The 23,466-nt window shown below is 71.2% G+C and carries 28 protein-coding genes; 15 read left to right on the forward strand and 13 right to left on the reverse strand.

Going from position 1 to position 23,466, the window contains the following annotated elements:
- The first annotated feature begins 626 nt into the window (after window positions 1-626).
- The 4 genes from ACFXMF_RS35535 (at window position 627) to ACFXMF_RS35550 (ending at window position 3,518) form a co-directional block, all read left to right on the forward strand.
- The gene (locus ACFXMF_RS35535) at window positions 627-1,919 is read left to right on the forward strand and encodes a transcriptional regulator (protein WP_379988601.1); all 1,293 of its coding nucleotides are present in this window, start codon (window positions 627-629) and stop codon (window positions 1,917-1,919) included.
- Window positions 1,920-2,157: 238 nt separating this feature from the next.
- On the forward strand, window positions 2,158-2,589 hold the full coding sequence (locus ACFXMF_RS35540) for a transcriptional regulator (protein WP_379988599.1): 432 nt from the start codon (window positions 2,158-2,160) through the stop codon (window positions 2,587-2,589).
- A gap of 21 nt (window positions 2,590-2,610) precedes the next feature.
- Window positions 2,611-3,189 carry an HD domain-containing protein gene (locus ACFXMF_RS35545; protein WP_360310860.1) on the forward strand — a complete coding sequence of 193 codons (579 nt, stop codon included), beginning with the start codon at window positions 2,611-2,613 and terminating at the stop codon, window positions 3,187-3,189.
- Between the two features lie 77 nt (window positions 3,190-3,266).
- Window positions 3,267-3,518 carry a DUF6247 family protein gene (locus tag ACFXMF_RS35550; protein WP_379988597.1) on the forward strand — a complete coding sequence of 84 codons (252 nt, stop codon included), beginning with the start codon at window positions 3,267-3,269 and terminating at the stop codon, window positions 3,516-3,518.
- Between the two features lie 832 nt (window positions 3,519-4,350).
- Here ACFXMF_RS35550 and ACFXMF_RS35555 read toward each other — a convergent pair.
- On the reverse strand, window positions 4,351-4,806 hold the full coding sequence (locus ACFXMF_RS35555; RefSeq protein WP_379988596.1) for a nitroreductase family deazaflavin-dependent oxidoreductase: 456 nt from the start codon (window positions 4,804-4,806) through the stop codon (window positions 4,351-4,353).
- 997 nt (window positions 4,807-5,803) lie between these two features.
- Here ACFXMF_RS35555 and ACFXMF_RS35560 point away from each other — a divergent pair.
- Both ACFXMF_RS35560 and ACFXMF_RS35565 read left to right on the forward strand, forming a co-directional pair.
- On the forward strand, window positions 5,804-5,926 hold the full coding sequence (locus tag ACFXMF_RS35560; protein WP_379988595.1) for a hypothetical protein: 123 nt from the start codon (window positions 5,804-5,806) through the stop codon (window positions 5,924-5,926).
- A gap of 67 nt (window positions 5,927-5,993) precedes the next feature.
- The gene (locus ACFXMF_RS35565; protein WP_379988594.1) at window positions 5,994-6,407 is read left to right on the forward strand and encodes a hypothetical protein; all 414 of its coding nucleotides are present in this window, start codon (window positions 5,994-5,996) and stop codon (window positions 6,405-6,407) included.
- A 64-nt stretch (window positions 6,408-6,471) separates the two neighbouring features.
- Here ACFXMF_RS35565 and ACFXMF_RS35570 read toward each other — a convergent pair whose 3' ends face one another.
- The 4 genes from ACFXMF_RS35570 to ACFXMF_RS35585 all read right to left on the reverse strand — a co-directional run bounded on the left by ACFXMF_RS35570 (window position 6,472) and on the right by ACFXMF_RS35585 (window position 9,125).
- Window positions 6,472-6,984 carry a GNAT family N-acetyltransferase gene (locus ACFXMF_RS35570; protein ID WP_360310852.1) on the reverse strand — a complete coding sequence of 171 codons (513 nt, stop codon included), beginning with the start codon at window positions 6,982-6,984 and terminating at the stop codon, window positions 6,472-6,474.
- Window positions 6,985-7,045: 61 nt separating this feature from the next.
- Window positions 7,046-7,801 (reverse strand): class I SAM-dependent methyltransferase, encoded by a 756-nt coding sequence (locus tag ACFXMF_RS35575; RefSeq protein WP_379988593.1) that lies wholly within the window; start codon window positions 7,799-7,801, stop codon window positions 7,046-7,048.
- Between the two features lie 41 nt (window positions 7,802-7,842).
- Window positions 7,843-8,355 carry a hypothetical protein gene (locus ACFXMF_RS35580; RefSeq protein ID WP_379988592.1) on the reverse strand — a complete coding sequence of 171 codons (513 nt, stop codon included), beginning with the start codon at window positions 8,353-8,355 and terminating at the stop codon, window positions 7,843-7,845.
- 305 nt (window positions 8,356-8,660) lie between these two features.
- On the reverse strand, window positions 8,661-9,125 hold the full coding sequence (locus ACFXMF_RS35585; protein WP_360311055.1) for a VOC family protein: 465 nt from the start codon (window positions 9,123-9,125) through the stop codon (window positions 8,661-8,663).
- Between the two features lie 262 nt (window positions 9,126-9,387).
- Between ACFXMF_RS35585 and ACFXMF_RS35590 the strand changes: the two genes are divergently transcribed.
- Complete coding sequence (locus tag ACFXMF_RS35590; protein ID WP_379988591.1) at window positions 9,388-10,362, forward strand: acetylxylan esterase; 975 nt, start codon at window positions 9,388-9,390, stop codon at window positions 10,360-10,362.
- 73 nt (window positions 10,363-10,435) lie between these two features.
- Here the strand turns inward: ACFXMF_RS35590 and ACFXMF_RS35595 are convergent, their stop codons facing one another.
- Window positions 10,436-10,927 (reverse strand): GNAT family N-acetyltransferase, encoded by a 492-nt coding sequence (locus ACFXMF_RS35595; protein WP_379988589.1) that lies wholly within the window; start codon window positions 10,925-10,927, stop codon window positions 10,436-10,438.
- Between the two features lie 62 nt (window positions 10,928-10,989).
- Complete coding sequence (locus tag ACFXMF_RS35600) at window positions 10,990-11,481, reverse strand: DUF1877 family protein (RefSeq protein WP_379988587.1); 492 nt, start codon at window positions 11,479-11,481, stop codon at window positions 10,990-10,992.
- A 265-nt stretch (window positions 11,482-11,746) separates the two neighbouring features.
- On the opposite strand from ACFXMF_RS35600, the gene ACFXMF_RS35605 reads away from it, so the two are divergent.
- Entirely contained in the window at window positions 11,747-12,604 is an 858-nt protein-coding gene (locus ACFXMF_RS35605) for an aminoglycoside phosphotransferase (RefSeq protein WP_360310840.1), read from the forward strand.
- 25 nt (window positions 12,605-12,629) lie between these two features.
- On the opposite strand, the gene pip is transcribed toward ACFXMF_RS35605, so the two are convergent.
- Together pip and ACFXMF_RS35615 are read right to left on the reverse strand one after the other, a co-directional pair.
- The gene (gene pip, locus ACFXMF_RS35610) at window positions 12,630-13,592 is read right to left on the reverse strand and encodes a prolyl aminopeptidase (RefSeq protein ID WP_360310838.1); all 963 of its coding nucleotides are present in this window, start codon (window positions 13,590-13,592) and stop codon (window positions 12,630-12,632) included.
- Window positions 13,593-13,787: 195 nt separating this feature from the next.
- Window positions 13,788-14,675: a hypothetical protein gene (locus ACFXMF_RS35615; protein ID WP_360310836.1), complete on the reverse strand. Its 888-nt coding sequence runs from the start codon at window positions 14,673-14,675 to the stop codon at window positions 13,788-13,790.
- A 189-nt stretch (window positions 14,676-14,864) separates the two neighbouring features.
- Here ACFXMF_RS35615 and ACFXMF_RS35620 point away from each other — a divergent pair, with 189 nt between their 5' ends.
- Window positions 14,865-15,335 carry a hypothetical protein gene (locus ACFXMF_RS35620; protein WP_379988586.1) on the forward strand — a complete coding sequence of 157 codons (471 nt, stop codon included), beginning with the start codon at window positions 14,865-14,867 and terminating at the stop codon, window positions 15,333-15,335.
- 95 nt (window positions 15,336-15,430) lie between these two features.
- Complete coding sequence (locus ACFXMF_RS35625; protein WP_379988585.1) at window positions 15,431-15,859, forward strand: ankyrin repeat domain-containing protein; 429 nt, start codon at window positions 15,431-15,433, stop codon at window positions 15,857-15,859.
- A gap of 25 nt (window positions 15,860-15,884) precedes the next feature.
- Here ACFXMF_RS35625 and ACFXMF_RS35630 read toward each other — a convergent pair whose 3' ends face one another.
- The 3 genes from ACFXMF_RS35630 to ACFXMF_RS35640 all read right to left on the reverse strand — a co-directional run bounded on the left by ACFXMF_RS35630 (window position 15,885) and on the right by ACFXMF_RS35640 (window position 17,735).
- Window positions 15,885-16,385, reverse strand: a complete 501-nt coding sequence (locus ACFXMF_RS35630) for a hypothetical protein (RefSeq protein WP_379988584.1) — start codon at window positions 16,383-16,385, stop codon at window positions 15,885-15,887.
- Between the two features lie 62 nt (window positions 16,386-16,447).
- Window positions 16,448-17,356, reverse strand: a complete 909-nt coding sequence (locus ACFXMF_RS35635; RefSeq protein WP_360310828.1) for a Gfo/Idh/MocA family oxidoreductase — start codon at window positions 17,354-17,356, stop codon at window positions 16,448-16,450.
- 43 nt (window positions 17,357-17,399) lie between these two features.
- Entirely contained in the window at window positions 17,400-17,735 is a 336-nt protein-coding gene (locus ACFXMF_RS35640) for a hypothetical protein (protein WP_379988582.1), read from the reverse strand.
- Between the two features lie 568 nt (window positions 17,736-18,303).
- On the opposite strand from ACFXMF_RS35640, the gene ACFXMF_RS35645 reads away from it, so the two are divergent.
- From ACFXMF_RS35645 to ACFXMF_RS35665, 5 genes are all read left to right on the forward strand, one after another.
- Complete coding sequence (locus ACFXMF_RS35645; protein WP_379988581.1) at window positions 18,304-19,323, forward strand: ACP S-malonyltransferase; 1,020 nt, start codon at window positions 18,304-18,306, stop codon at window positions 19,321-19,323.
- Window positions 19,324-19,371: 48 nt separating this feature from the next.
- Window positions 19,372-21,126, forward strand: a complete 1,755-nt coding sequence (locus tag ACFXMF_RS35650) for a SpoIIE family protein phosphatase (RefSeq protein WP_360310822.1) — start codon at window positions 19,372-19,374, stop codon at window positions 21,124-21,126.
- 212 nt (window positions 21,127-21,338) lie between these two features.
- The gene (locus tag ACFXMF_RS35655) at window positions 21,339-21,773 is read left to right on the forward strand and encodes a hypothetical protein (RefSeq protein ID WP_360310820.1); all 435 of its coding nucleotides are present in this window, start codon (window positions 21,339-21,341) and stop codon (window positions 21,771-21,773) included.
- A 30-nt stretch (window positions 21,774-21,803) separates the two neighbouring features.
- Window positions 21,804-22,523, forward strand: coding sequence for a class F sortase (locus ACFXMF_RS35660; protein WP_360310818.1), 720 nt, complete (start codon window positions 21,804-21,806; stop codon window positions 22,521-22,523).
- A 222-nt stretch (window positions 22,524-22,745) separates the two neighbouring features.
- The gene (locus ACFXMF_RS35665) at window positions 22,746-22,880 is read left to right on the forward strand and encodes a hypothetical protein (protein WP_281174555.1); all 135 of its coding nucleotides are present in this window, start codon (window positions 22,746-22,748) and stop codon (window positions 22,878-22,880) included.
- Window positions 22,881-23,224: 344 nt separating this feature from the next.
- Here ACFXMF_RS35665 and ACFXMF_RS35670 read toward each other — a convergent pair.
- A partial coding sequence (locus ACFXMF_RS35670; protein ID WP_380020971.1) for a hypothetical protein occupies window positions 23,225-23,466 on the reverse strand: 242 nt, incomplete at its 5' end.

Consider the following 23,466-nt stretch of genomic DNA (forward strand, 5'->3'; position numbering starts at 1 on the left):
GACGAGTGGGGCATGACCTCTCCAAGCCTGGGTGTGAGTGATGGTGGTCCTCGCCCGGCCGCCGTCGGGGGTACCTGCGGCCGGGCGAGGGAAGGCGGGCCCGGCGGTGATTCGCGCACCGCCGGGCCTGGTCACCCGACCCAGGGTGGGTGGCCGGGGCCGACCGGGCGGTGCGGCAGGACGCGCGGGCCTGGCCGGAGGCCGCGTGCGGTCCCGTACCGCTGCGGCCATGGGGCGGCTCCTCAGCCGCCCGAGTTCGAGATCCGGCCGAGCGGCGGAGCTGGGACCCGGTACAGCAGGTACGCCCGGATCTCGTGCTGGAGCGCGACCAGTTCGTCGGTTGTCATGTCCACTGGCTCGCGATCCGGGAACTTCACCCGCACCGGACGGTGGGAGTCGCCGGATGGGCCCACATGCACTCGATCGGGGGGATCTGTTGCCGCCATTTCCGTACTCCTTGGTCGCCGCAAGCGTGGTGACCAGGGAATCGCTTCCACCCCGGTTCGGTGAGGAGCCTGTATGTGGGCCTCTGAGTGGGCCAGACTGTTGGCCGGCAGCACGACATGTGCACTATGTCGGGGGCAACCATGCACCAGCACGAAACCGTCGGAACGCTCATCGCACGCGTGCGACGCGAGCAAGGCAGGACCCAGCAGCGTCTCGCCGATCTCCTGTGCCAGGCATCCGGCGACGCCACGGTGACCAGGCACGAGGTCTCCCGGTGGGAGCGCGGCGTCCGGCTCCCCACCCGGTGGCTGCCGTGGATCTCGACCGTCCTCGGGATCAGCCTCGACGAACTCGAAGCCGCCGCCGCCCCGCTGCGAGGACGCCGTGGCCAAGCCGCGCCCCCGGTCCCGGGCTCGGCAACACCGTGGTGCACCGACGAGTGGAGCCGGGCCGATGCGGAAGCCGTGGCGCATGCCCTCACCGACAACCACGCCGACGCACTCGCCGCCCGGGTCGCCCACGAGTGGCTGCTCGCCGACACGCCGCAGGTGTACGAGATGCGCTCCGGCCGCCGCGTCGGAGCCGCCCTCGCCGACACCATCCGCCGGCGTGGTGACCATCTCCGACGCATGGACGACATCGTCGGCGGCACCGACCTCTACCCCGCCATCGCAGGCGAACTCGCCGACACCGTTCGCCTCCTCCGCGAGAGCTCCTACACGGAAGAGACCGGCCGCGCGTTGCTGACCGTCGGCGCCGAACTCGCCCAGCTCGCAGGCTGGGTGGCGTCCGACCTCGGCCTACACGCCCAGGCGGAACGCGACTACCTCGCCGGCGTCCGGCTCGCCCACGGGGCCGGCGACCGACCTCTCGCCGCGAACCTGCTGTCCACGCTGTCGTACCAGATGGCCAACACCGGCCGGGAAACCGAGGCCGTGCTGGTCGCCCGGTCCGCAGAGGCCGGAGGCAGGGGGGAGGCGACGGCCAGTGTGCGCGCGCTCCTCCTCGAACGGGTCGCGTGGGCGCACGCCCGAGCAGACCAGCCCCGCGAGTGCGACCGGGCGCTCGGAGCCGCCGACGACGCCTTCGAGCGCAGCCGGCCGGGCGAGGATCCCGAGTGGGTGTACTGGCTGAACCGCGACGAGATGAACGTCATGGCCGGCCGCTGCTACACCGAGTTGCGCAGGCCGCTACGTGCCGAGCCGCTGCTGCGGACCGCCGTCGACCGGTACGACACCACGCATGTCAGGGAGATGTCCCTCTATCTGTCGTGGCTGGCGGAGGCGTACCTCCAGGCCCGCGAGGTCGACGAGGCGGCTCGCGTCGCGACGCGGGTACTCGACATCGCGGTCGGCATCGACTCGGCGCGCAGCAACGCCCGGCTGTCATTACTGGCCGGGCAACTCGCCTCGCACGAGTCCGCACCGGTGGTGCGCGAGTTCCGCGAGCGATTTGCAGAGAGCGTCGCGTAGTCGATCCGCCATACAGCGCCCGAACCGCCGAACGGCGGACGGCGGACGGCAGCAGTTCTTCACATCGGTTCGCCGAACCGCCGAGACCGCGAACGGCCCCCCAGACATCCTGACCCGCCATCAGGCGCTCTATCTCGTCGGCTACGACCCGGCGCCGGACGCCACGCCGTGGATACAGCATCAGCAGCGAGGCCGCCGTAGCCAGGGATGGCTTGTCGACTGGCTCGACGCGCGCTCTGTGGCCTCCGTCGCCGTCCGTCAGGGCAATCCCGAGAGGAGGACCAACTTCATCGAACACACCCTCGTGGACAGCGACCCCGGGGAAACCGCGAATCTGAACTACCGGGCCTACTGGGTCGGTGAGTTGCCGCAACTGCACGGGGACGACGCGTTCCTGGCGGCGCCGGTGACCCCAGGGGCCTGGAGCGGGCGGCGCCTCCTCGCGCACCTCGCCGGCCACCTCACACCAGGGTTGGGGTTCTCCGAGCTGTGCGTCCACACCCTGTGGTCGCTGTTCACCGTCCGCCCTCACCTCCTCCAGGCGGCGGGCGTCGACACGGACGTCCTGCGGGAACGGGTCGATGTCCTGTCGGATGGCGCGACGCTGTCCACACAGGCACGGCGCGAGCTGGACGCAGTCCGGTACGCCATCCGCCTGTCGAGGACGTAGACCACAGGCAAGGGGCATGGGGTGGCTGACGAAGACCGCGCGGTGGCGAACTTCCTCTTCGAGGCGGGCACGTTGAAGCTGCACAAACGGACCGGGTGGTGGATCGCCGGCGTCAAGGATCCGGAGTCCGTGGCCGAGCACTCCTGGCGGGCCGCGCTCCTGGCCTCGATCATCGCCGAGTTGGAGGGTGCCGACCCGGCGAAGGCCGCACTCCTGTCGGTGTGGCACGACACCGGGGAGACGCGCACCGGCGACCTCGCGCACATCAGCCAGAAGTACGTCGGCAAAGGCGACGCCGAGCGGATCGCGGCCGACCAGTCCCAGGGCATGCCCGCCGGTCTGGGCGCGCTGATGCGGTCGATCATCGGCGAATACGAGGCCCGCGAAACGCCCGAGGCGATTTGCGCGGGCGACGCGGACAAGCTGGAGTGCCTGATCCAGGCCCTGGAATACCAGGACCAGGGACACAAGAACGTGGACCGGTGGATCGTGAACTCCCAGAAGCGAATCCGTACCGAGTCGGCGAGGCGCTTGGCCGAGGAATTGCTGAAGACCGGGACTCTCACCTGGCTTCGTGAGGCCATGGGCGAGTCGAAGTAGAGCGCGTGGCCGGCGCGCACTCCGCCTGTGTGCGCGCCGGCTACCGGTCACGCCCACCGCGATGCCACCCTGGCGGCATGAACGAGCAGACCACCGACCCTCGCCGGCCCCGGCACACCATCGGCTTCGGCGGCACCCACCACGCCACCCCCGCCGAGATCCGCGCCGAACTCCCGGACGACCTCCGCATGGACTTCGAAGAGGAGTACCAGGCCGCACTCGCCGCCGCGAACGCCGACGGCGACCTCCAGCCCCTCGCCGACATGCTCGGCCCCTGGCAGGCCGAGATCCGCGTGCGACGCAGCCCCGACCGGCCGGAGACCGAATAGGCGCTCCGGCGGATCAACGTCGGCCCGGCCGTCGACACCCCGTCCCGGCCGACCTCGCGCAGGGCGAGGCCACCCGTGAGCCACGGCGACGAGTCCACCTGCACCGGCGGGCGCCGACTGCACGGACGAAGCCGGCCCACGTGAACAGCGCCCATGGCGACGTGGGCCCGCGCGACCTTGCCCCATCCTGCCTTCTGCGGCGTCTCCCGTTCACATCTCGGCGATCCGGTCGAGGAGTTGGCGGGCCCGCGGCTTGCCTGGTGCGAGTCGGCTCCGCATGAGCGGCGTGGCGCCGAGCGGCGGCGGGAGGCCGGCGCCTGACCGAGGTGCGACCTGGTCTTCACCGACCGGGTGCCGGTCCTGGCGCACCTGCGCACCGGGCTCCCGTACGCCGCGCCGGCCAAACCGTACGGGCCGGCTCGCTCCATGGTTTCCCGCGCCATCGGCGAGATCCTGCCGCTGCCGGCGGCGCGTGGCCTCGCCGTCCCCGACCGCCCAGGGCGCGGTTGTGCACCTTGGCGGGCGCGTTCGCCTGCGCGGAAGCCGAAGGGATCACCCTGCGGATCGACGGGACCGAGACCCAGGTCCGCCGGCCCAAGGCCAACCGGCCCGGACGGCGGGCCTTCGTCTCCGGCAAGAAGAAGCAGCACACCATCAAGGCCGACACCGTCAGCGACAGGCAGGGCCTGCCACGGCGATCTCCGCAGGGGTGGCGGGGCATCCGAAGCTCCGGCCAGGACAAGTTGATCCAGGGTCGCCCGTACACCCGGAGCCTCACTCATCCCGGTGCCGGCGCCCACCCTGAACCGACCCCGCGCAGCCCGACCTTGCCCTATCCGGGTCCATCCAGTGGCGTGAGCAGGACGATCGGGATCTCGCGGTCGGTCTTCCGCGCGTATTCGTCGTAGAGCGGGAAGATGTCCACCATCTGCGCCCAGAGAGACGCCCGCTCCGCCGAGGACGCGACGCGGGCGCGTGCGGTGAACCGGCGAGTGCCGACCTGCACGCCGACACTCGATTCCGCCTCGAGGTTCATCAACCATGCCGGGTTCTCTGCGGCACCGCCCTTGGAGGCGACAACGACGTACTCGCCGCCCGAGGTGCCGTAGATCAGGCAGGTGCGGCGAGGCGTACCGGTCCGGCGTCCGGTCGTGGCGAGCACGAGAGTGTGCACGCCGTTGCTCTCGTGACCTTCGGTGCCGCCCGAGGCGAGATACGTGCGGGTGTGCTCGGCGACCCAGTCCCACTGCGAGTCGGTAGCACGGTCGAGGTCCTCGCCAATGGCCATGACGGCTGTCCTTCCCCTACACGGAACGGTGCGGCCACACCGGCCACATCGCATCTGCCCCTGGGACGGAGCAGCCACGCCGATCTCGACATCCCAGCCACATCTTCCGTCGAGAACTTCCGGCCCGGCCCGGCGGCACCCGGGCCAAGGCCGTCCAACGGCCGATCCTCGCCGACCGACACGAGGTCGGACAACCCTCCCTGCCACAAACGACACGCACAGAAACCGCCACCGTGCTCACCCCCGCAGCCGACCACCCTCCTGGCCGCACCTCGCTCCCGACGCGCCATCACCGCGCAACAGGAACCCGCCACGGGAACCGCGCAGATCGATGCGGGAGTTGCCCCACAAAGTCGTTCCACGAGACCCGCCCGCTGAACATGCCCGCACAAAAACCGACCGACGCGGGCTCCGCCCTCGACTCGGATACGCCCGCGACAAGAACGCAATCGTGGTATCCCACCCTGGGCCGCCTCGACCGCACAGTGCGCGACCCCCGGAATGTGAGCCACGACCTGTCCGGCGCACGGAGCCTGGGTGCGAGATCCGGCCCACCCGATCCGCATCGACTCGTCCGATCCCGATGACCGATGCGCAGCCGGCCGTTGTGCTGTCGGCCTCGTTCGGGGCAGATGGAACGCACCACCCCTGAAGCGTGCCGCAGCCGCCGGACGGACAACCATTGCCCGCCCGCGCCCCCGCAACCACAACGGGCTCGCGGCCGGGGACACCACCCAAGGCAGCCTCTCCCGCCACCTCCCGCCCGTCGAACAGCGTGCAGTCGGCCGTGGCCACCGAGGCGGCGCTGCCGCCGACAACGCACCCACCGAACCCACCAGGCCGGTCCCAAAACCAACTACCGCAGATCAGCCCTGGCCGTCGTACTGGTCTGCGTCCGGGCCGCCTTCGAGGTCGAACGTGCGCCTCGGGACGAACGTCTGGGATCGGAGCCGTTGGCGGGGTCTGGCTTGCGTTCGCCGATCCGGTCCTGCGGCCCGTGCTGCTGCCGACCGCCGTCGCGGCTGCGTTCCTGTTGCCGGTGGTGGCCCTGTTGGGCCCTGTCGACGCGCCGGCACGGTGGGACCGGGCCGCCGGGCTGGTGGCCGGAGCCTCGGGATGATCGCGGTCGCGTTGCTGATCACCCGCCGGGGCCAGGCCCGTCGTATCGGTGTGGGCGCGGCCCTGGGTTGTGCGTCGCCGCCGGCGGGATCGCCCTCGCCCCGACCGTCACCGTCGCCACGATCGGCGGGGTCGTCGTCCTCGGCGTCGGCTCCGGGATGTTCGCCTGCCATATCGGCCTGTTGGTCCTGACCGGCGTACCGGGCACCCACCTGTCCCGGATGCAGGCGCTGCTCACCCTCGTCCAGAGCGCGGCGCTGCTCGTGGCCAACAATGCCCTTGGCGCGCTCGCCGACGAGGCCGGCCCCACGACCGCGACCACACTGTCTGCCGTCATGGTCGGCGTCGCAGGCATCGTGGCCTCGCTCAATCGCCCGATGCGGCGCGCCCGCAACCGCCGCGACCGGGAGCAGAGTCGCCCGCCGGATGGCCGGCGCGCGGCACACCGAACACGCGGCCACACCTCGACCGCCGCCCCCTGAGCACCCTCACCGACAAGGCCGACCCGACCACCGCAGCGTCGCGGCGTCCGATACGGCGTGCCCGCTACCTGGTCGGTGTCGGCTCCGGCCAGGAGATGGCGTAGTGCTTGAGGTCGGGGTCCTCCTTGGTCAGTTGCATGCCGACGGCCGTCATCACGTATTGGGAGGCGACGTTGTCGCGTGCGGTGTCGCCTCGGACGCAGGTGACGCCCGCCTCCCGGGCGAAGCGCAGGAGTTCGCGCAGGGCCTCGGTCGCGTAGCCGTGGCCGCGCGCTTCCGGGGCCAAGCCGTAGCCGATGGTGACCGCGCCGCTCGCGTCGGGCGCCCCGTGGAAGCCGAGCCCACCGATCGCCCGCCCGTCGGTGCGGCGGCGAATCTCGTAATTGCCGAACGCGCCCGGATCACCGTCGTTCGCGCAGGTGTCCAGGAACCGCCGGCCGCCGGCCACGTCGCCGGGCGAGGGATAGCCGGCCGCCCAGCACGCGTCGTCGACCGGTGTGCCGGCCACCAGCCGCTCCACCTCCGGGACGGTCAGCGGATGCAACACGAGCCGAGTCGTTTCAAGATCTTTTTTCATGGGGGCCAGGAGTATCACGACAAATGGTCGAACCGCATGCGGATTTCCGGGCCCCGTCCCGTCACGCCTTCCGCGCCACCAGCACCCACAGGCCGGCCGGGCCGGGTTCGTTGCGTTCGGGGACCAGACCCACCTCGGCACAGCGGTCGGCGAGCCAGGTCGGGGCGATCCGGAGCTTGGCGTAGCTGCCGACGTGTTGGGTCCAGGCGGTGCCGTCGTGGACGTGCAGAAGGTCGTAGACGAGGACCGTGTCGTCGTCCGGATACTCCAGGAAGCAGGTCAGGACGCGGTTGTCGGTGCTTCGCACCGGGATGAAACGGTCTATTCCGTGCAGCGTCTCGGTGAGATCTCGGTAGGTGACGACGAGCCGGCCGCCGGGTTCGAGGGCCTGCGCGATGTCGCCGAGCAGCGCCGTCACGTCGTCCTTCGAGGGCAGATGGGTGAGCGTGTCGCCCATGCACACGACGGCCGCGACCCCGCCCGGCGAGGTGAGCCCCGGCAGCACCTTGCGGATGTCCTCGTGCACCGGCTCGATCGCCGGCAATTCGGCTGCGTGCTCCGCGAGTTCGGAGAGGAGGAGGCGACTGGTGTCGACCGCGAAGACCCGGGTGAAGCCCAGCTCCGCCAGCGCCAGACTCTGATTGCCCGGCCCGCACCCCAGGTCCACCGAGATCGCGGACGTCCGCGTCGGCGCGATACCCAGCTCGGTCAGCAACTCGTCCTGCCCCGCGACGATCGGGGCCAGGTCGCCGCCCAACATCCAGGTGTAGTTCTCGGCGAGCAGCCGCTCGTAGTGTTCGGCAGCGGCGCTGGTCATACCGGTACTCCCGTTCGAACGTGCCAGGAAAACTTGGAAACCTACGCGGTCGCGACGAGCGACCCACGGGTCAACACGGCCCGCTCCCGCACCACCGGCAGCGCAACGGTGGCGACGGCCGGTACGACCACCGGAACCACCGTCGCCACAACCGCCTTGGATCGCACCACGAACCGCAGGAACAGGAACCGCGCGACCCCCGCCACACCGGAGGCGGTCAGATACACCGCCTGCTCCTTGAGCACGCCCGGAGCCGACTGCAGCGCATGCAGGGCCAACATCGCGCCGGTGGTGAAGAGGTAGGAGACGCCCGCCGAAAGCGCCGACTGCAGGTGGACCCGCCCCCGGGCCCGACCCGCGCCGAAGGTGAATCGGCTGTGCAACTCGGTGGCCAGCAGTGTGAAGACCACGGTCACCATGGCGTTGGCGACGATGATGGACATGTGCCCGGACAGGGCCACGAGCACGGCGCTCGACGCGAGTCCGGTGCCACCGCCGAAGAAGACGAAACGCATGAACGCGGCTACTGTCCCCGACCTCGTTGCGGCGCTCATGGGTCCCCCGGTCCTCTTCTTCCACTGATCCACGTCTTCGGCTCCTTAAATCTAGGGGCGATCAAGCAGCACGGAATCAGTCGTGTGTAGGTACTCCTGTTACTGCTTGGGGAGGACCCGCCCCTAGGGGTACTACTCCCGGCGACGCACTCGGGGGGTTACGAAAGTACGTCCTCACGCCTATCCCGAGGATTACCTACGTCCCAGGGATCACCGCTGGCGACCTTGGGAGTCGGGGGTACCGGCGGCACCGCGCAAGGATCCGCGTCCTCCTCGGGGCCGTGATCGGCGGCCTGGTGGCCCCGTTACACGTCAGGGTTCGCCTCAGGGGTGCCCTCGACCGCAGCCGATCCGACCGTGCCGCCCTCGCCCGCGCCAACATCACCGTCGCCGTCGCCGTACGGACGCGTGATGATCTCCAGGTAGTGCCCGCTCGGATCGAGGAAGTAGGTACCCCGACCGCCGTAGTGATGATTGATCGCATCCGGTTCGCTCAGTCGCGGATCCGCGTAGTGCCGGACCCCCGCAGCCACCAAGCGTCCGAGGATCGCGTCGAACTCCGATTCGGAGACGAGGAATGCGTAGTGCTGCGCCGAGATCGTCTCCGGCGCGACGGTGGCGAAGTCCAATGTCACGCCGTTGGCGGTGGCCACCGGCAGGAACATCCCTGCGGGTGAGCCGACTTCGAGGCCCAGAAGCCCGGCGGTGAACTCGGCGGCGAGTTGCCGGTCCCGAGACAGGACGATGGTGTGATTCAACCGGATCGACACGGTGGAATGCCTCCAAGGCATCACCTGACACCTCGTGCGCCGCACCCGACCGGTGCCGACGTTCGATGCCGCCGTCGATCTTCGACGGGGAAGGGCCGGGTGTCAAGCGCGGGCCGGCGCCCGGGGCGTCTTGCACACCACCCGCAACGCACCGCCGACCCGGCCCCCGTGATCATCCCGATCCCACCGCCCCGAGAATTGGCAGGCGACGGTGCACGAGCCGCGCACCCGACGACGTACTCGCACGGAACGAGGACCCGGCATGCCCTTGAGCGACCTGCCCTTGACCGACCTGGAAGGTTTTCGGCCGGCAATTCCGCGACCGGACGACTTCGACGCCTTCTGGGCCCGCACGCTCGCCGAGGCCGACACGCACCCCCTCGACCCGACCTTCACGTCCGAGCCCGGCCCGCTGACCCAGGTGGAGGTGTACGACGTGTCCTTCGCGGGATACGCCGGCCAGCGCGTACACGCCTGGCTGCTCCTGCCCGCGCGGCGGGACGACCCGCTCCCCTGTGTCGTCGAATTCCCCGGCTACGGCGGCGGACGTGGCCTACCGCACGAGCAACTCCTGTACGCCGCAGCCGGGTTCGCACACCTCGTGGTGGACGTACGCGGCCAGGGCGGCGTGTGGCGCAGCGGGGACACCGGCGACGACGCCCCGGCGGGCGGCGGCTCCACGCATCCGGGCTTCATGACCCGCGGCATCACCGACCCGGACCTGTACTACTACCGCCGGGTGTTCGTCGACGCGGTACGCGCCGTCGCCGCGGCCCGCAGCCACCCGGCCGTCGACCCGACCAGGATCGCGATGGTCGGCGAGAGTCAGGGCGGCGGCATCGCCCTCGCCACGTCCGGCCTGGTCCCCGACCTGACCGCGGTCGTGGCCGAGGTCCCGTTCCTGTGCCACTTTCGCCGAGGCGCCGAGATCGCCGCGACCGGCCCATACGGCGAACTCGCCCGCTACCTAGCGGCCCACCGCGACCACACCGACGAAGTGTTCCGCACGCTGGGCTACTTCGACGCGGTCAACCACGTCACCCGGGCCACCGCACCGGCGTTGTTCAGCGCGGCGCTGATGGACACGACCTGCCCGCCGTCCACGGTGTTCACCGCCTACCACCACTACCCGGCGACCAAGCGCATGGAGGTCTACCCGTTCAACGGCCACGAGGGCGGCGGCGCGTTCCAGGACGGCGTACGGCTGAGCTACCTGCACACCGCCTTCGGCACCTGACCGCGAATCGGGCGCGGCGTCGAGAACCGAGCAGACCACCACGCCGCGCCCCGCCGCAGCCGTCGGCACCTGCTCAAACCAGCGCCAAATGCATGACGTGCAGCCCGACATATCCATACTTCGGATGCTTGAAGCCCTCCGGCACGGTGCCGACCAGCTCGAACCCGAGGTCGCGATACAGCCGCACCGCGTACACATTCGTCTCGACCACGGCGTTGAACTGCATCGCCCGATACCCCTGCGCACGAGCCCACGCGATCGAGTACTCGCACAGGGCCCGCCCGACCCCGCGTCCCGAGTGGGCGGGGTCGACCATGTAGCTCGCACTGGCGATGTGCGAACCGTTGCCCAGGTGATTGCGATTCATCTTCGCCGTGCCGAGCACCGCCCCGCTCTCCTCGACCGCGACCACGGTCCGCGACGGGGCGGCCAGGAACCACCACTCACGAGCTTCGTCCGCATCCAGGTCGAGCGGATACGTGAACGTCTCGCCGGCGGCGACGATCTCCCGAAAGAACGGCCGGACACCTGCCCAGTCACCCTCGGTGGCTTCCCTGATCAACATCGTCCCAGCTTGCCGGGCCACCGGCCCACTGCCAACCCGTTTGCGCAGGCCGGCCCGGCCGGCTACGGATCCACCGTGAAGATCACCGCTCGCCCCGCGTCCGCGGCACACCGATAAAAATCCCTCAATCCCGGCAAAAACCCCTGCGTGTAGGCGATATCGTCCTCGTCGGCCGCCCCGTCGTACTCCACGAACTCCAGCGCCCCGAACCGCTCCCGCACCCATTCGGCAGGCAACGCCGCCAACGCCGCGGCGACCGCCCGCACTTCGTCCGGAGCCACATAGGAAACGACATATTCGTCCCCTTCGTGCAACAGATACCCACCGAGAATCGCGTGCGACAACGGATACTCGCCACCGTCATAGGTCAACGTGCCGTCCGTCAGACACCGATGCAGCGCATCCCAGGCCTTGTCCACCTCCACCAACCACGCCGGCTCCCAGCGCTCCTCGACCTCCTCGACAACCGCCATCACCTCCGCGTCGTCCACAGCCGCCAGGAGCCGCGAGCCGTCCACTTCCGTCACCGCAAACAAGACACCCCGCCCGCCCATCACCCCTCCGTCCCCGACCCATCGAAGATTTCCCCCATCACACCACCCCCACCCGACACCACCACGATCGCGGTCTCCTACCCGGGCCGTACTCCGTACTCCTGGCCCGACGGGGGCGCGCCGTCTACGCTGCGGGCATGATGCGAAAGGCGCGTACGGCTCCGCGCGGTCCGTCGACCCCGGACAATCCCGGGCGTCCGCCCGGGCCCAGGTCGCCGGACAAGAACCCGCCGGCGCCGCCCGAGCATCCGCCACCGCCGGCGCCGTGACGATCGCCCGCGTGGCGTGGGATCGGCTGCCCGTCGCGGCGCGCGACGCGGTCAGCGGCCGGCTGGGCGCGGAGCCGGCGGTGGTGGACGCGGTCGGTGGGGCGAACTGCGGTGCCTCGGCGGTGCTCACCCTCCCCGACGGGCGCACCGTGTTCGTCAAGGCCCAGCGGGCACACGACGCCGCACCCGTCGGGGGCATCTCCGGTGCGGGGCCCGGCTGGTGGGGGTCGGCCTGGGGACCGGTCGACGAACTCGGCCAGGAGGAAAGGGTGAACGCCTTCCTGCCCGCCGGCTCGCCACGCGTGCTGTGGCGGTTGGAGGTCGCAGGATGGCACCTGCTGGCGTTCGAGGGGATCGTGGGTCGGCACGCCGACTACGCCCCGGGATCGCCGGACCTGCCCCTGGTCGTGCGCGCCCTTGCCGAGTTGGGCGGTTGTCCGGCACCGGAGTTGCGGTTGCCGAGTGCGTGGGACCGCTGGGGCTACTGGTGCGACCCGGACCAGGAGCCGCTCCTGTCCGGAACGTGCCTGCTGCACACCGACCCGGCCGCCTGCAACCTCCTGGTCGACGGCGTCCGAGCCCGCCTGGTGGACTGGGCCTGGCCCGCCCTCGGCCCCGCCTGGATCGATCCGGCCCTGTGGGGCCTGCGACTGGTCTCCGCCGGCGGCCACACGCCCGAACAGGCACGGTCCTGGGTGTCCCGAACCCCCGGATGGCGCTCGGCGACCCCGGACGGCGTCCGCACGTTCACCCGCGCCGAGGCGCGACGCTGGGAGGAATACGCGGCGGACGACGTCTGGGGCGCGGCCGAAATCGCCCAAGCCGCCCGCCACTGGGCGGACTTGTGGGCCTAGAGCGGGGCTTCGAGTCCCCGTCGGGTCAGCGGGTGGCGAATCGGGTCAGGGCGGCTTGGATTTCGCCGCGCATGGTGGGGCTGCCGAGGTGGCCGGCGTCGGAGATCGTGGTCAGGGTGGCGGCGGGCCAGGCTTTGGCCAGTTCCCACGCCGTGTCGAGGGGGCTGCTGAGGTCCAGGCGACCGTGGATGAGGACGCCGGGGATGTCGGCGAGGCGGTCGGCGTTGGCCAGGAGGATGCCTTCCGGGAGCCAGGCGCCGTGGGCGAAGTAGTGGGTGACGATGCGAACCAGGGCGGCGCGGGCGGCCGTGGGGCGGCCGGAGTACGCGTCGGGGCGGCCGTTCGGTTCGGTGCCGACGACCGCGTCCTCCCAGGTGCACCAGGCGTTGGTGGCACGCTCGCGGACCGCCGGGTCCGGGTCTTCGACCAGGCGGGCGTAGGCCGCGACGAGGTCGTCGCGTTCGGCGGGTGGGACGCCGTCGCGGAAGCGTTCCCATTCGGCGGGCAGGAAGCGGCCGACGCCGCGATACAGCCAGTCGATTTCCGAGCGGCGGGTCGTGGTGACGGCCGGGATGACGATCTCGGAGACACGTTCGGGGTGGCGCTGCGCGTACGCCAGGATCAGGGTCGAACCCCACGAGCCGCCGTACAGCAACCACCTTTCCACCCCAAGGTGTTCGCGTAGTCGTTCGATGTCCGCGAGTAGATGCTCGGTGGTATTGGACCGCATGTCCGTATCGGGGTCGCTCGCGTGCGGGGTGCTGCGCCCGCAGCCCCGTTGGTCGAAGAGCACGACGCGATAGCGCTGCGGATCGAACTGTTGCCGCATACCCGTCGAACAGCCGGATCCGGGCCCGCCGTGCACGACCAGGGCGGGCTTGCCGGCCGGGTTGCCGCAGGTCTCCCAGTACAGGTGGTTGCCGTCGCCGACGTCGAGCATTCCGTGCTCGTAGGGCTCGATGGGGGGATATGGCCGTGCGGAGGTCATGGGTGGCTCCTTGCGAGCAGGGATGTGTGTTCGGGTGCCTTCGAGCGGCAAAACCGCGCGAAGGCAGCGACCATGATCGCCCGTAGGCACCCGAGCCGGCGACACCGAGGCCCGATCCGGCGACCAACGCCCCTGCGAACAAGCCTTGTTCCGACTCGCCCGCAGGGCTACCGCCCGCCCGCGACGGCCCGCCCGCTACCGCCCCTCCACATACGAGTCGACCTTGAACCCGGTAGGCAACACTCCACCGTCGATGGTCCCGGCGAGTTGGCGTGCCTCGGCCTCGTTGAACGTCCCGGAGATCACCACCTCACCCGGAATCGCGGACCGCACACTCGGCGCCACCAGCAGCCTGCCGTCGCACACGATCGCGATGCGATCGGTGGGCAGTCGACCGCCGGCAGCCTCGGACGTGAGCCGGGTGAAGGTGACCTGACCCGAGTTCGTCCACTTGACGATCACGGTCCAGGCGAAGGTGCCCGCTTCCGTCGTCCTGGCCTCGGCCCCGGCGATGTCGGTCCTGGTGAGCACGGCCGGCCCCAGGACGTACTTTTCCGACAACTTGCCATCGCACACCACGACTTCCGCGCTCGGCGGATCGGCCTTCGGCGCCGCCGGGTCGCCGCATTCGGGTCCGCCCGTGGGGGTGGTGCCGCTGCCCGGTCCCCCGGTCGCGGGCGGGAACGGCGTCACGCTGTTCACCGGACGCACGGTCAACTGCCCGACTCCGACGATCGCCGCGAGTCGTTGCCTGGTATCCGCGCCGAACTTGCTCGACGAGACCCGCGCCACCAACACGCCGTCCCGGACCGTCACGGTCTTCACCACCAGGCCGGCCGAGGTCGCGCGTTTGCGTATGGTCTCCGCGGCGGCGGTCAACTGCGGCGCCCCCAACGGAACTTCCGGCGTCAACGTGGCCTCGGCGAAGGCCGTGCCGGACGTCTCCTCGGCGGAATCGGAGCGGTCGCCCTCCTTGAATCGAACCGGATCCTCCGATGAGCAGCCCGCCGCGGCCGGCAGCACGGCGGCGGCGACCGTGGCGACGAGGAACCGGGCGAGTCGATTACGCGATGGCTGAGTCACCCGCACCACCATGCCGGCTCATCGATCCCCTCCGCAGCCGGCGGCAGCCCGGGATCGGCGCGGACGAGGGCCCCTCCCCCGCCGGTCAAGGGATGATCCGGCCCCAAAGGGGCAGTGGCACGGGATGTGGTCGCGGCCGTCTCCGCGCCGACGGCCGCATGAGTCGAGTCGACGCGCAAGGAGACAACCGTGCTGGACAACCGCAACCTTCGTGAGCTGATCCGCCGGTGGCGGGCCACCCCGGAGAGCACCATCGCCCTCTTCGACGAGGCCGACGACGCGATCCGGGCCACCCTCGCCACCAAGGAACGCGTGCTGTATCCGGCCGTCCGGGACGCCGAGGGGCACCGCAGCGGCTATGTCGACGACGCCATCGCGCAGGCCCGCCGGATCGAGGGCTTCCTCGACTCGGCCGAGCGACTCGGCCCGAACGGCTCCGGATTCCACGACGAGGCGCAGGACGCCGCGTCCGCGATGGACGGCCTCCTGGTACACGAGCAACGCGACCTGCTGCCCGCGCTCGACCACCTCTCCCAGGACCGGCGAGACCGGCTCGACCGCGAGTACCGCGACACCTGGGTGGAGACCTCCGCGAAAGTCGCCGCCGCCCGCGCGGCCCGCCCCCGGCCACACGACAGCGCGGCGGACGCCGGCCACTGAGCAGGTACTCCGCCCGTGCCCACCCCCGCGCCGGTCGCGAGGCCCCGCCGAATATTGACGGGCACGCTCGCGGCCGGCCCACTACCCTCACCCGCGTGAACCATCGTGAGCGCAAGCGACTGTCGGATCTGCTGGTGGGAGCGGCGGGCCTGGGCCGACTCGCCGAGGTGAGCGCCGCGCTCCGGGCGGGCGCCGACCCGCAACAGGCCGACCGAGCCGGCACCACGCCGCTGTACGCGGCCTCCGTACACGGGGCCGCGGACGTGGTGCTGGTCCTCCTGAAGGCCGGCGCGACGCCCGACACCGAAAGCGGAACCGGCTCCGAGGGCACCCCGCTGTGCGCGGCGGCCTGCTGGGGACACACCGACACCGTCCGGGCGCTGCTCGCGCACGGCGCCGATCCCGATCTCCGCGAGGACCACGGCACCGGCCACGCCCCGATCGACTGGGCCGCCAGGGGCCCCTACCCGGAGACGGTGGCCGCCCTCCTGGCCGCCGGCGCGCGCCCGCCCCGAACCGGCTGAGCGAGCCCGACCGACCCGCGGGCGATCACAGCACGATCGGGCGATGGGCCGACGCCTCGTCCACGATCGCCTCGGCAACTCCGAGCAAGTCGTCGCCGGCCGACAACGGACCGTCCGCCTCGGCAGACCGGCCGAAGATCAGGTCGCTCACCGCCGGGTGCCGCACGTTCACGGTCAACACCAGGAGATACCAGTCTGGTTCGGCGTCGCCGGCCAGGATTCGCCGGACGATCTCCACCAGTTCCGCCCGGGTGATGTCGGGGACCCGGGGCCAGGCCGGTCGGGCCGCCTCCAGCGCGAACTCCGCGAGCGTGCGCGACCCGTGGTACTCGACGAAGGCCCCGATCGGATAGTCGTGCCCCGTCGCCGCCCGAAAGTCGGCCAACGCGGCCTCCACCGCGCCCGATCCGCCCCCGCCTCGAATCAGCTCACCGATCCGCTCGATCCCGGCGGCCACCTCGGCCAGTCGGCTCGGCTCGACCATCGGTGGCGCCAACTCCGCCCGCAGGCCCATTCCCCTCCTCATCCGACGCATCGCCCGCCCGACGCCGGCGCCGCACCGACGCCGCCGCATCCCGCCCGTCGCACTCAGCCGAGTTGCTTCTCCACCTCGCCGACCACCAGTTCGCACATCTCGTGCGTACGCAGCGCGTCGTCCAGGTCGGGAAAGACGCCGGTGCGGACCGCGTCCAGGAAGGTCAGCACCACCTGCTCGATCCCGCGTTGACGGGCGATCGGGGTCCAGTCGCCACGCCGGCGCGTGGTCGGGCGGCCCTGATGGTGGTCGACCACGTCGGCCAGGTTGTACACCTCGCGCGTGGCGTCCCGACCGGAAACCTCCAGGATCTCCTCGTTCGAGCCGCTGCGCAGGTTGAGCGTGCCGATCGCACTGAAGCCCGCGCCGGCCAGGTGCAGCACGAAGTGCTGGGCGAGCCCGTCCACCACCCGGGCCCGCACGTCGACGTGCTCGATCTCGCCCGGGGCCAGGAAGCGCAGCGTGTCGACCACGTGGATCAGGTCGTCGAAGACGACCGTACGCAACTCGCGTGCGGTGTCGACACGGTTGCGACGGATCGTGATCAGGTCGCGCGGCAGGGCACGGCTCTCCACGTACGCCGGCACATGGCGCCGGTTGAAGCCGACCATCAGGCCCACGCCGCGCGCCCGGGACAGCTCGATCAGGCGCGCACTCTCGTCCAGGGCGTACGCCAGTGGCTTGTCCACGTACGTGGGCACGCCCGCCTCGATCAGCCGGGTCACGATCTCCGGGTGCACCGAGGTCGCCGCGTGCACGAAGGCCGCGTCCAGGCCCTCGGCGAGCAGCCCGTCCAGGTCGGCGAACCGGTGCTCGACGGGCACCCGGTAGGTCTCCGCGACCCGGCGCAGCGTCGCCGGTGTGCGGGTGTACAGGCGCAGGTCCAGCTCCGGCAGGGTCGAGACGAGGGGCAGGTACGCCTTTTCCGCGATGTCGCCCAGACCTATGACGCCAACCTTCATCGGGCCACTCCTCCTGCCGGCGCCGCCGGGCCACTCGTCCGGTTCACGGCCCCGCCAGCATATGCATCCCGGTTCGGCGGGGTCGTTCGGTGCCGACCGGGATCCGCACGTCGGGCCCGTCGCCGTGGCGGGCGATCTCGACCACGGCGGCCCGCTCGCCGGCGTCGAGCCTGACCACGACGTCGCCCGCGGCCACGTGGTAGCCGTCGCCGGCGACCACGACGGTGGTGCCCGGGTCGGCTTCGGCACCCGACACGACCGGCGCGGAGGCGCGAGGCGCGGACCCGACGGGTGCCGACGCGACGGGCGCGGCGGACGCGAATGCGACGAGTGCGGCGGCCGAGGCGAGCCCGGCGGCCAGTACACGACAGGGGTTCATCACGTTCGGACCAACGATCGGGGCGACCGAAGGCGACGGGCCGGCAACGACGCCCACCCGAATCGGCGACCGTCGCGGGGCGCGCCCCGGACCACTCGGATGGAATACCCCGAATGGCGGTCCGCATGCCGCCGAATGCCCGCCCGCAGGCCGGTCTGACTGGCAGTCAGCTCCCGTCGACACCACGTGAGTTGCCCGCCCGCCCGGGCACCCGATCGGCCCGGGCCCCAGCCCGCGGGGCCGGGCGCGGTTGCGCTCCCCCGCCGGCTCGACTCTCCTGGAATCGAGCCCATCCACCGAACCCCGGCGACCCACACCCGACGTCGTCGAACGTCACCGAACCGCACCGCACAGCCGCTACGCCCGGCCCAGCCCCCATCCCGATCCGCCCCGGACGCGCGCCCCCGTCACGCGAGCCCGGGTTTCCGCCATGACCGGGGTCGATCCGCGAGATCGCGCGGCGCAGTCCCACCGCCACCCTCCGAAGTCGTCCCCTCGACCCGTGGCCGGGGTTCGGTGAACCTCCCGGCCATGGCAGCAGAGACCACCGAGCCCAGGGAGAGTCTCCGTGAGCGTGCCACGCACCGCCATCATCATGCCCGGCGTCGGCTCCTATGTGCCGGGCGCACTGCGCCGGCTCCAGGATCGCCCCGCCGTCCGGGACACCCTGGCCGAGGTCGACGACGCGGTCGGCGACGGGACCACGTTGTCCCCCTCGCGTCTGCTCGTCGATCCCCAGGCGCCGGACGCACACGAGTTGATGGACCGGCACGAGTTGTCCCTGCATCTGGCCATCTACGCCGGTGCGCTGGCCGCGTTCCGGCTGCTCGAAGGCGATTTCGGGATCCGTCCCGACGTGCTGCTCGGGCACAGCCTGGGCGAGATGGCGGCGTTGGCCGCGGCCGGGGTGTACACGGCGGGCGACGGCGCCCGGCTGTATCTGGCCCGGGCGGCGGCGTGCACGCTCCATACCAGTGATCCGGGTGGTCTGCTCACCCTGCGCCTGGCACCGAGGCACACGCTCGAACTGCTGTGTTCGGCGCAGTTGCCCGGTCTGGATCTGGCCTGCGACAACTCGGCCGAGCACACCGTGGTCTCCGGGCCGGACGAGTCGCTGGCCACGTTCGCGGCGCTGGCGGAGCGCAAGTCGGTCGTCTCCAGGGCGTTGACGGTGCGCACGTTGTTCCACAACCGGTTGCGCGAGTCGGCCGCCACCGAGTGGCGCCGGCTCGGGACGGACATCGAGTTCCGGGCGCCGCGTTATCCGGTGTTGTCGCCGTTGTTGGGCCGCGACTACGCCGACGAGCGCGAGCTGCGTGACGGGGTGGTGGGCCAACTGCGGCACCCGGTGCGTTATCGCAACGCGGTGACCACGTTGCGCGAGCGCGGCATCGAGGTGTTCGTGGAGGCGGGCGCCCGCGATGTACTCGGTTCGTTCGCCCGTTCGGCCGATGCCCGGGTGCGCACCGCGGTGCCGGTCGCGGCCGGTGCCGATCTGACCCGGGTCGCCGGCGTCCTGCGGGCGAGTGGGCTGCTGCACGAGGACCTGGCCGCCCTCGCGGAGCCGTCCGACGTGCCCACCGGCTGAACGACCCGCGCCCACCCACCGAGACCGCGACCCCAAGGAGACTCCGGCTTGCACGACGACGTCGACCCGGCGGACGAAGAGTTCGACGTGGGCGGACTGCTCGGCGCGGACTCGCGATTGTCGGTGCGTGCCCGATTGCGCCTGTTGCGTCGCGTACTGGAGCAGACCGCGGCCCCGATCTGCATCCTGGACCCGGAATTGCGTCATCTGTACGTGAATCCGGCGCTGGCGCGGATCGACGGCCGGCCGGCGAGCGAACACGTCGGGCTCGCCATCGCCGAGTCGTTTCCGGGGCTGGACGTGCCCGAGGACGTGCTGCGCGCGGTGCTCGCCGACGGGATCGCGCGCGAGGCGACGATCACCGGTGTGCGCGTCGTGGACGGCGTACCGCAGACCCGGTGGTGGCACGCGGCCTATCACCGACTCGACGACCGGGACGGCGTGTTCGGCATCGTCGGCATCCTGATGGAGGTCACCGAGTCCCGGCGCACCCGGCTCGCGCTGGATCAGGCGCATCGTCGGCTGGCGTTGTTGGATCGGGCCGCGTTGGAGATCGGCACCACGCTGGACATCGACACCACGTGCCGGGAGCTGGTGGATCTGTTGGTCCCGGTACTGGCGGACGTGGTCGGCGTGGAACTGGTGGAGCCGGCCGACCCGGATCAGCAGGTCGGTCGGCCGCGCCCGGCCCCGGACACCGTGCGGCTGCGCCGGGCGGCGTGGACCTCGATCCCGGAGCTGCGCTACCTCAGCGCGATGCTGGGTCGGCCGGGCGAGCACATCGACTACCAGCCGGGCGCGGACGTGGCGCGCGTGGTGCGGACCGGGTGCACGGTGGTGGACAACCGGCCCTCCGACGAGAGGTTGCGGGCGACCGCGCCGGACGCGTCCCGGGTGGCGGTCTACCGGGAGGCGGCGATGCATTCGGCGCTGCTGGTGCCGCTGATCGCGCGCGGCGAGGCGATCGGCACGCTGAGCCTGGTCCGGGCCGGCGATTCGCCGACCTTCACCGAGGACGACGTGGAGATGGCCCGCGACCTCGCGCACCGCGCGGCCACATGTGTGGACAACGCGCGGCGGTACTCGCGCGAGCACAGCGTCGCGCTCGCGCTCCAGCGGGCCCTGCTGGCCCGGCCCAAGGCGCCGCATCCGGACATCGAGCTGGCCACCCGCTATCTGCCGGCCGGGCGCAGCGTGGAGGTGGGCGGCGACTGGTTCGACGCGATCGCGCTGCCGCACGGGCGCACGTTGCTCGCGGTCGGCGATGTGATGGGGCACGGCGTGCAGGCCGCGGTGGACATGAGCCACTATCGGGCGCTGTTGCGAGTGTTGGCGGCGGGCGGGCTGTCGCCGGAGGAGATCCTGGCGCGGGCCGACCGGATGAGCGAGGAGGCGGGGCTGGAGCGGGTGGCCACGTGTCTGTTGGTACTGGTGGATCCGGGCGCGGGGGTGTCCACGTTCGCCAACGCCGGGCATCTGCCGCCGTTGCTGGTGGAGGCCGACGGCGGAACCCGGCTGGTGGAGCTGCCGACCGGTCCGCCGCTGGGCACCGGGTGTGGGGGGTACGCGGCGTACGTGCGGCCGAACGTGCCCGGCTCGGTGTTGGTGCTGTACACCGACGGTCTGGTGGAGCGCCGGGACGAGGACATCGACGTGTCGTTGGCGCGGTTGGCGGCGCTGCGTCCGGTGCCGGCGGCGCCGTTGGAGGCGCTGGTGGACACGATCCTGGATCGCCTGGTGGTGCCGCCGGTGGAGGACGACATCGCGGTGATGGCCGCCCGGCAGGTGCCCGGCGCGGGGTGAGTGGGTGTGCCGGTAAACCCCGGGGCGGGCGCGTTCCACTCCGACGCCCGGCGTGATCCACCGTTCGGCGGCCAGCGGTGGCGAGGGGTTGAGCGGCTTTTTACGTTCCTTGTAGCGGGACTTCCCCTGTGACCCGTTCTGTCGGGTTCGGTTCCGCATGTCCATTGGAGGACGAAATGCGCTGTGCCCGTCTCGCAGTCGTCGGCACCATCGTGACTCTCAGTGTATGCGGCTCCGCCGGTGCGGCGTTCGCCGCCACGCCGATGCAGACCGATTCCGGTCGCCCCGGCGACACGGTGTTGTTGTCGGACGACAAGCACTGCACCGCGAACACGGCGACCGCTTCCTCGGACGCGTTCACGGCCACCGCCACCCTGACCCGGGAGGGCGACGAGGTCAAGGGCCAGGCCACGATCAAGGACGTGGCCACCGGCGACTACGAGGTCAAGGTGGTCTGCGGCGAGGGCCAGGAACTGATCGGCAGCCTGCACGTGATGGGCAGCGCGCCGACCACCGCGTCCACGGCCGGCTTCGGCGGCACCCAGGGCGCCGACCCGGCGCTGCTCGCGGTGGGCGGTCTGGTGCTCGCGGGCGCGGCCGGCACCGGCTTCGTCGCGCTGCGCCGCCGGACCTCGAACCCCGCCTGACCGATGGCCCGTTCCGCACCCGAGGCACCCGTGAGTGCCGCGGATCGGCAGCACCGACCCGGTGGCCGCCGCCTGTTCTGGGCGGCGGCCACCGGCGTGCTGGCGATCGGCGGCGCAGGGCTGCTGTACGCCGGGTACGACGCCGCCGCACCACCACCGCGCCCGCCCGCCGCGGCGGCGGTGCCGAGCACGCCGGCGGCGTCCGCCGCGGATCCCGCGGCTTCGGCGACCCCCGCGGGGCCCACCGATCCCGCCGCGTCCACGACGCCGCCCGCGGCGCCGCCCGAGCCGGCGCCGATGCGCGCGTCGATCCCGACCCGGATCCGGATCCCGGAGTTGGGCATCTCGGCTCCGTTGGCCCGGGTCGGCCTGGATCAGGCGGGCGGCATCGACGTGCCCGCGCAGGGGGATCGCAATCTGGCCGGTTGGTACCAGGGTGGCGTGACGCCAGGCGAGAAGGGCACCGCCGCGATCGCCGGGCACGTGGACACCGCCGCCGGTCCCGCGGTCTTCTATCCGCTGGGCGCGCTGCCGCGCGGCTCCCGGATCGAGATCGACCGCGCGGACGGCAGCGTCGCGGCGTTCGTGGTGGACGGGGTCGAGGCGTTCGCCCGGGACGACTTTCCCACCGCGCGGGTTTTCGGCGACGCGACCCGACCGGAGTTGCGGCTCCTCACCTGCGGCGGCACCTACAGCAAGAAGACGCACTATTCCGGCAACGTCGTGGTTTTCGCCCACCTCGTCCCGTAGGCCCGCCATATCGAGCCTATCCATCGTATTCGGCGGATCGAGCCGATTCGCGGCGCCCGGCCGCCGGAAATCGGGCGCGGCGATCATTCCTTGATCATCTCCGATGGTTGGTGATTTGGGTCTTGCGAATAAAAAGCGGAACTGGCAATAATCCGATTACCAATCCAAACGGCCCACCCGGCCGGGAGAGGAGACGTCATGATGCGTCTCGCCGATCGTCTGTTGAACCGACTGACCCAAAAGGCCACGGTCGAGGCAGGCTGTAGCAACACCTACTTCTGTGGTGGAGGCGTGCTCTTCCTGTATCAGTGCTGCAAGGACGAGGGCTGCACCACCACGCGCGTCGGCAACTGCTGACCTTCGGCCCCGGAGCCGTCGGCGGGCGGGGTTCGTCCGTCTCCGCCCGTCGCGGCCGTTGGTGATATTCCGCGATGCAATATCGCGCAGCGGGATTGCCCGCAGCGGGATTAATTATCGCGCCGTCATTATCGGGGCGGACCACCCACAAGGCGGCCGTCCCGAGGATCGCATCCACAACTGCGTTCGGCGTAGTACGACACGTATCTTCGGCACCCCGAATTGGCGAATGTGCGTGTAGCGCGACCTCGAAATCGGTTGGGCGATCCTGCCGGACTCGACGGCGGGCGGTGAACTTTCGCCGCCCGCCGTTTCCGCGCGCCAAAAAGGGGGACAATCGTGGGCTACATATACCTGGGCTCGGCCTGCCTGATCGGCCTCGTATTCGCCGTCGCCGCGGTCGCCAAGCTCCGCGATTTCGCCGGCTTCGTCGACTCCATACCGGGCCTGCTGCCGCTGCGGGCCGGGTCGACCGGGCCGGTCGGGTAGCCGACCAGCCGGGCGTCGCCGGCCCCGCCGCGGCGGACCACCACCACCGCGTCGCAGACCTGCTCGATCGAGCGCAGCGCGGCCTCGACCTCGCCGG

This window comes from Embleya sp. NPDC059213 (assembly GCF_042754445.1).
Classification (GTDB): domain Bacteria; phylum Actinomycetota; class Actinomycetes; order Streptomycetales; family Streptomycetaceae; genus Embleya.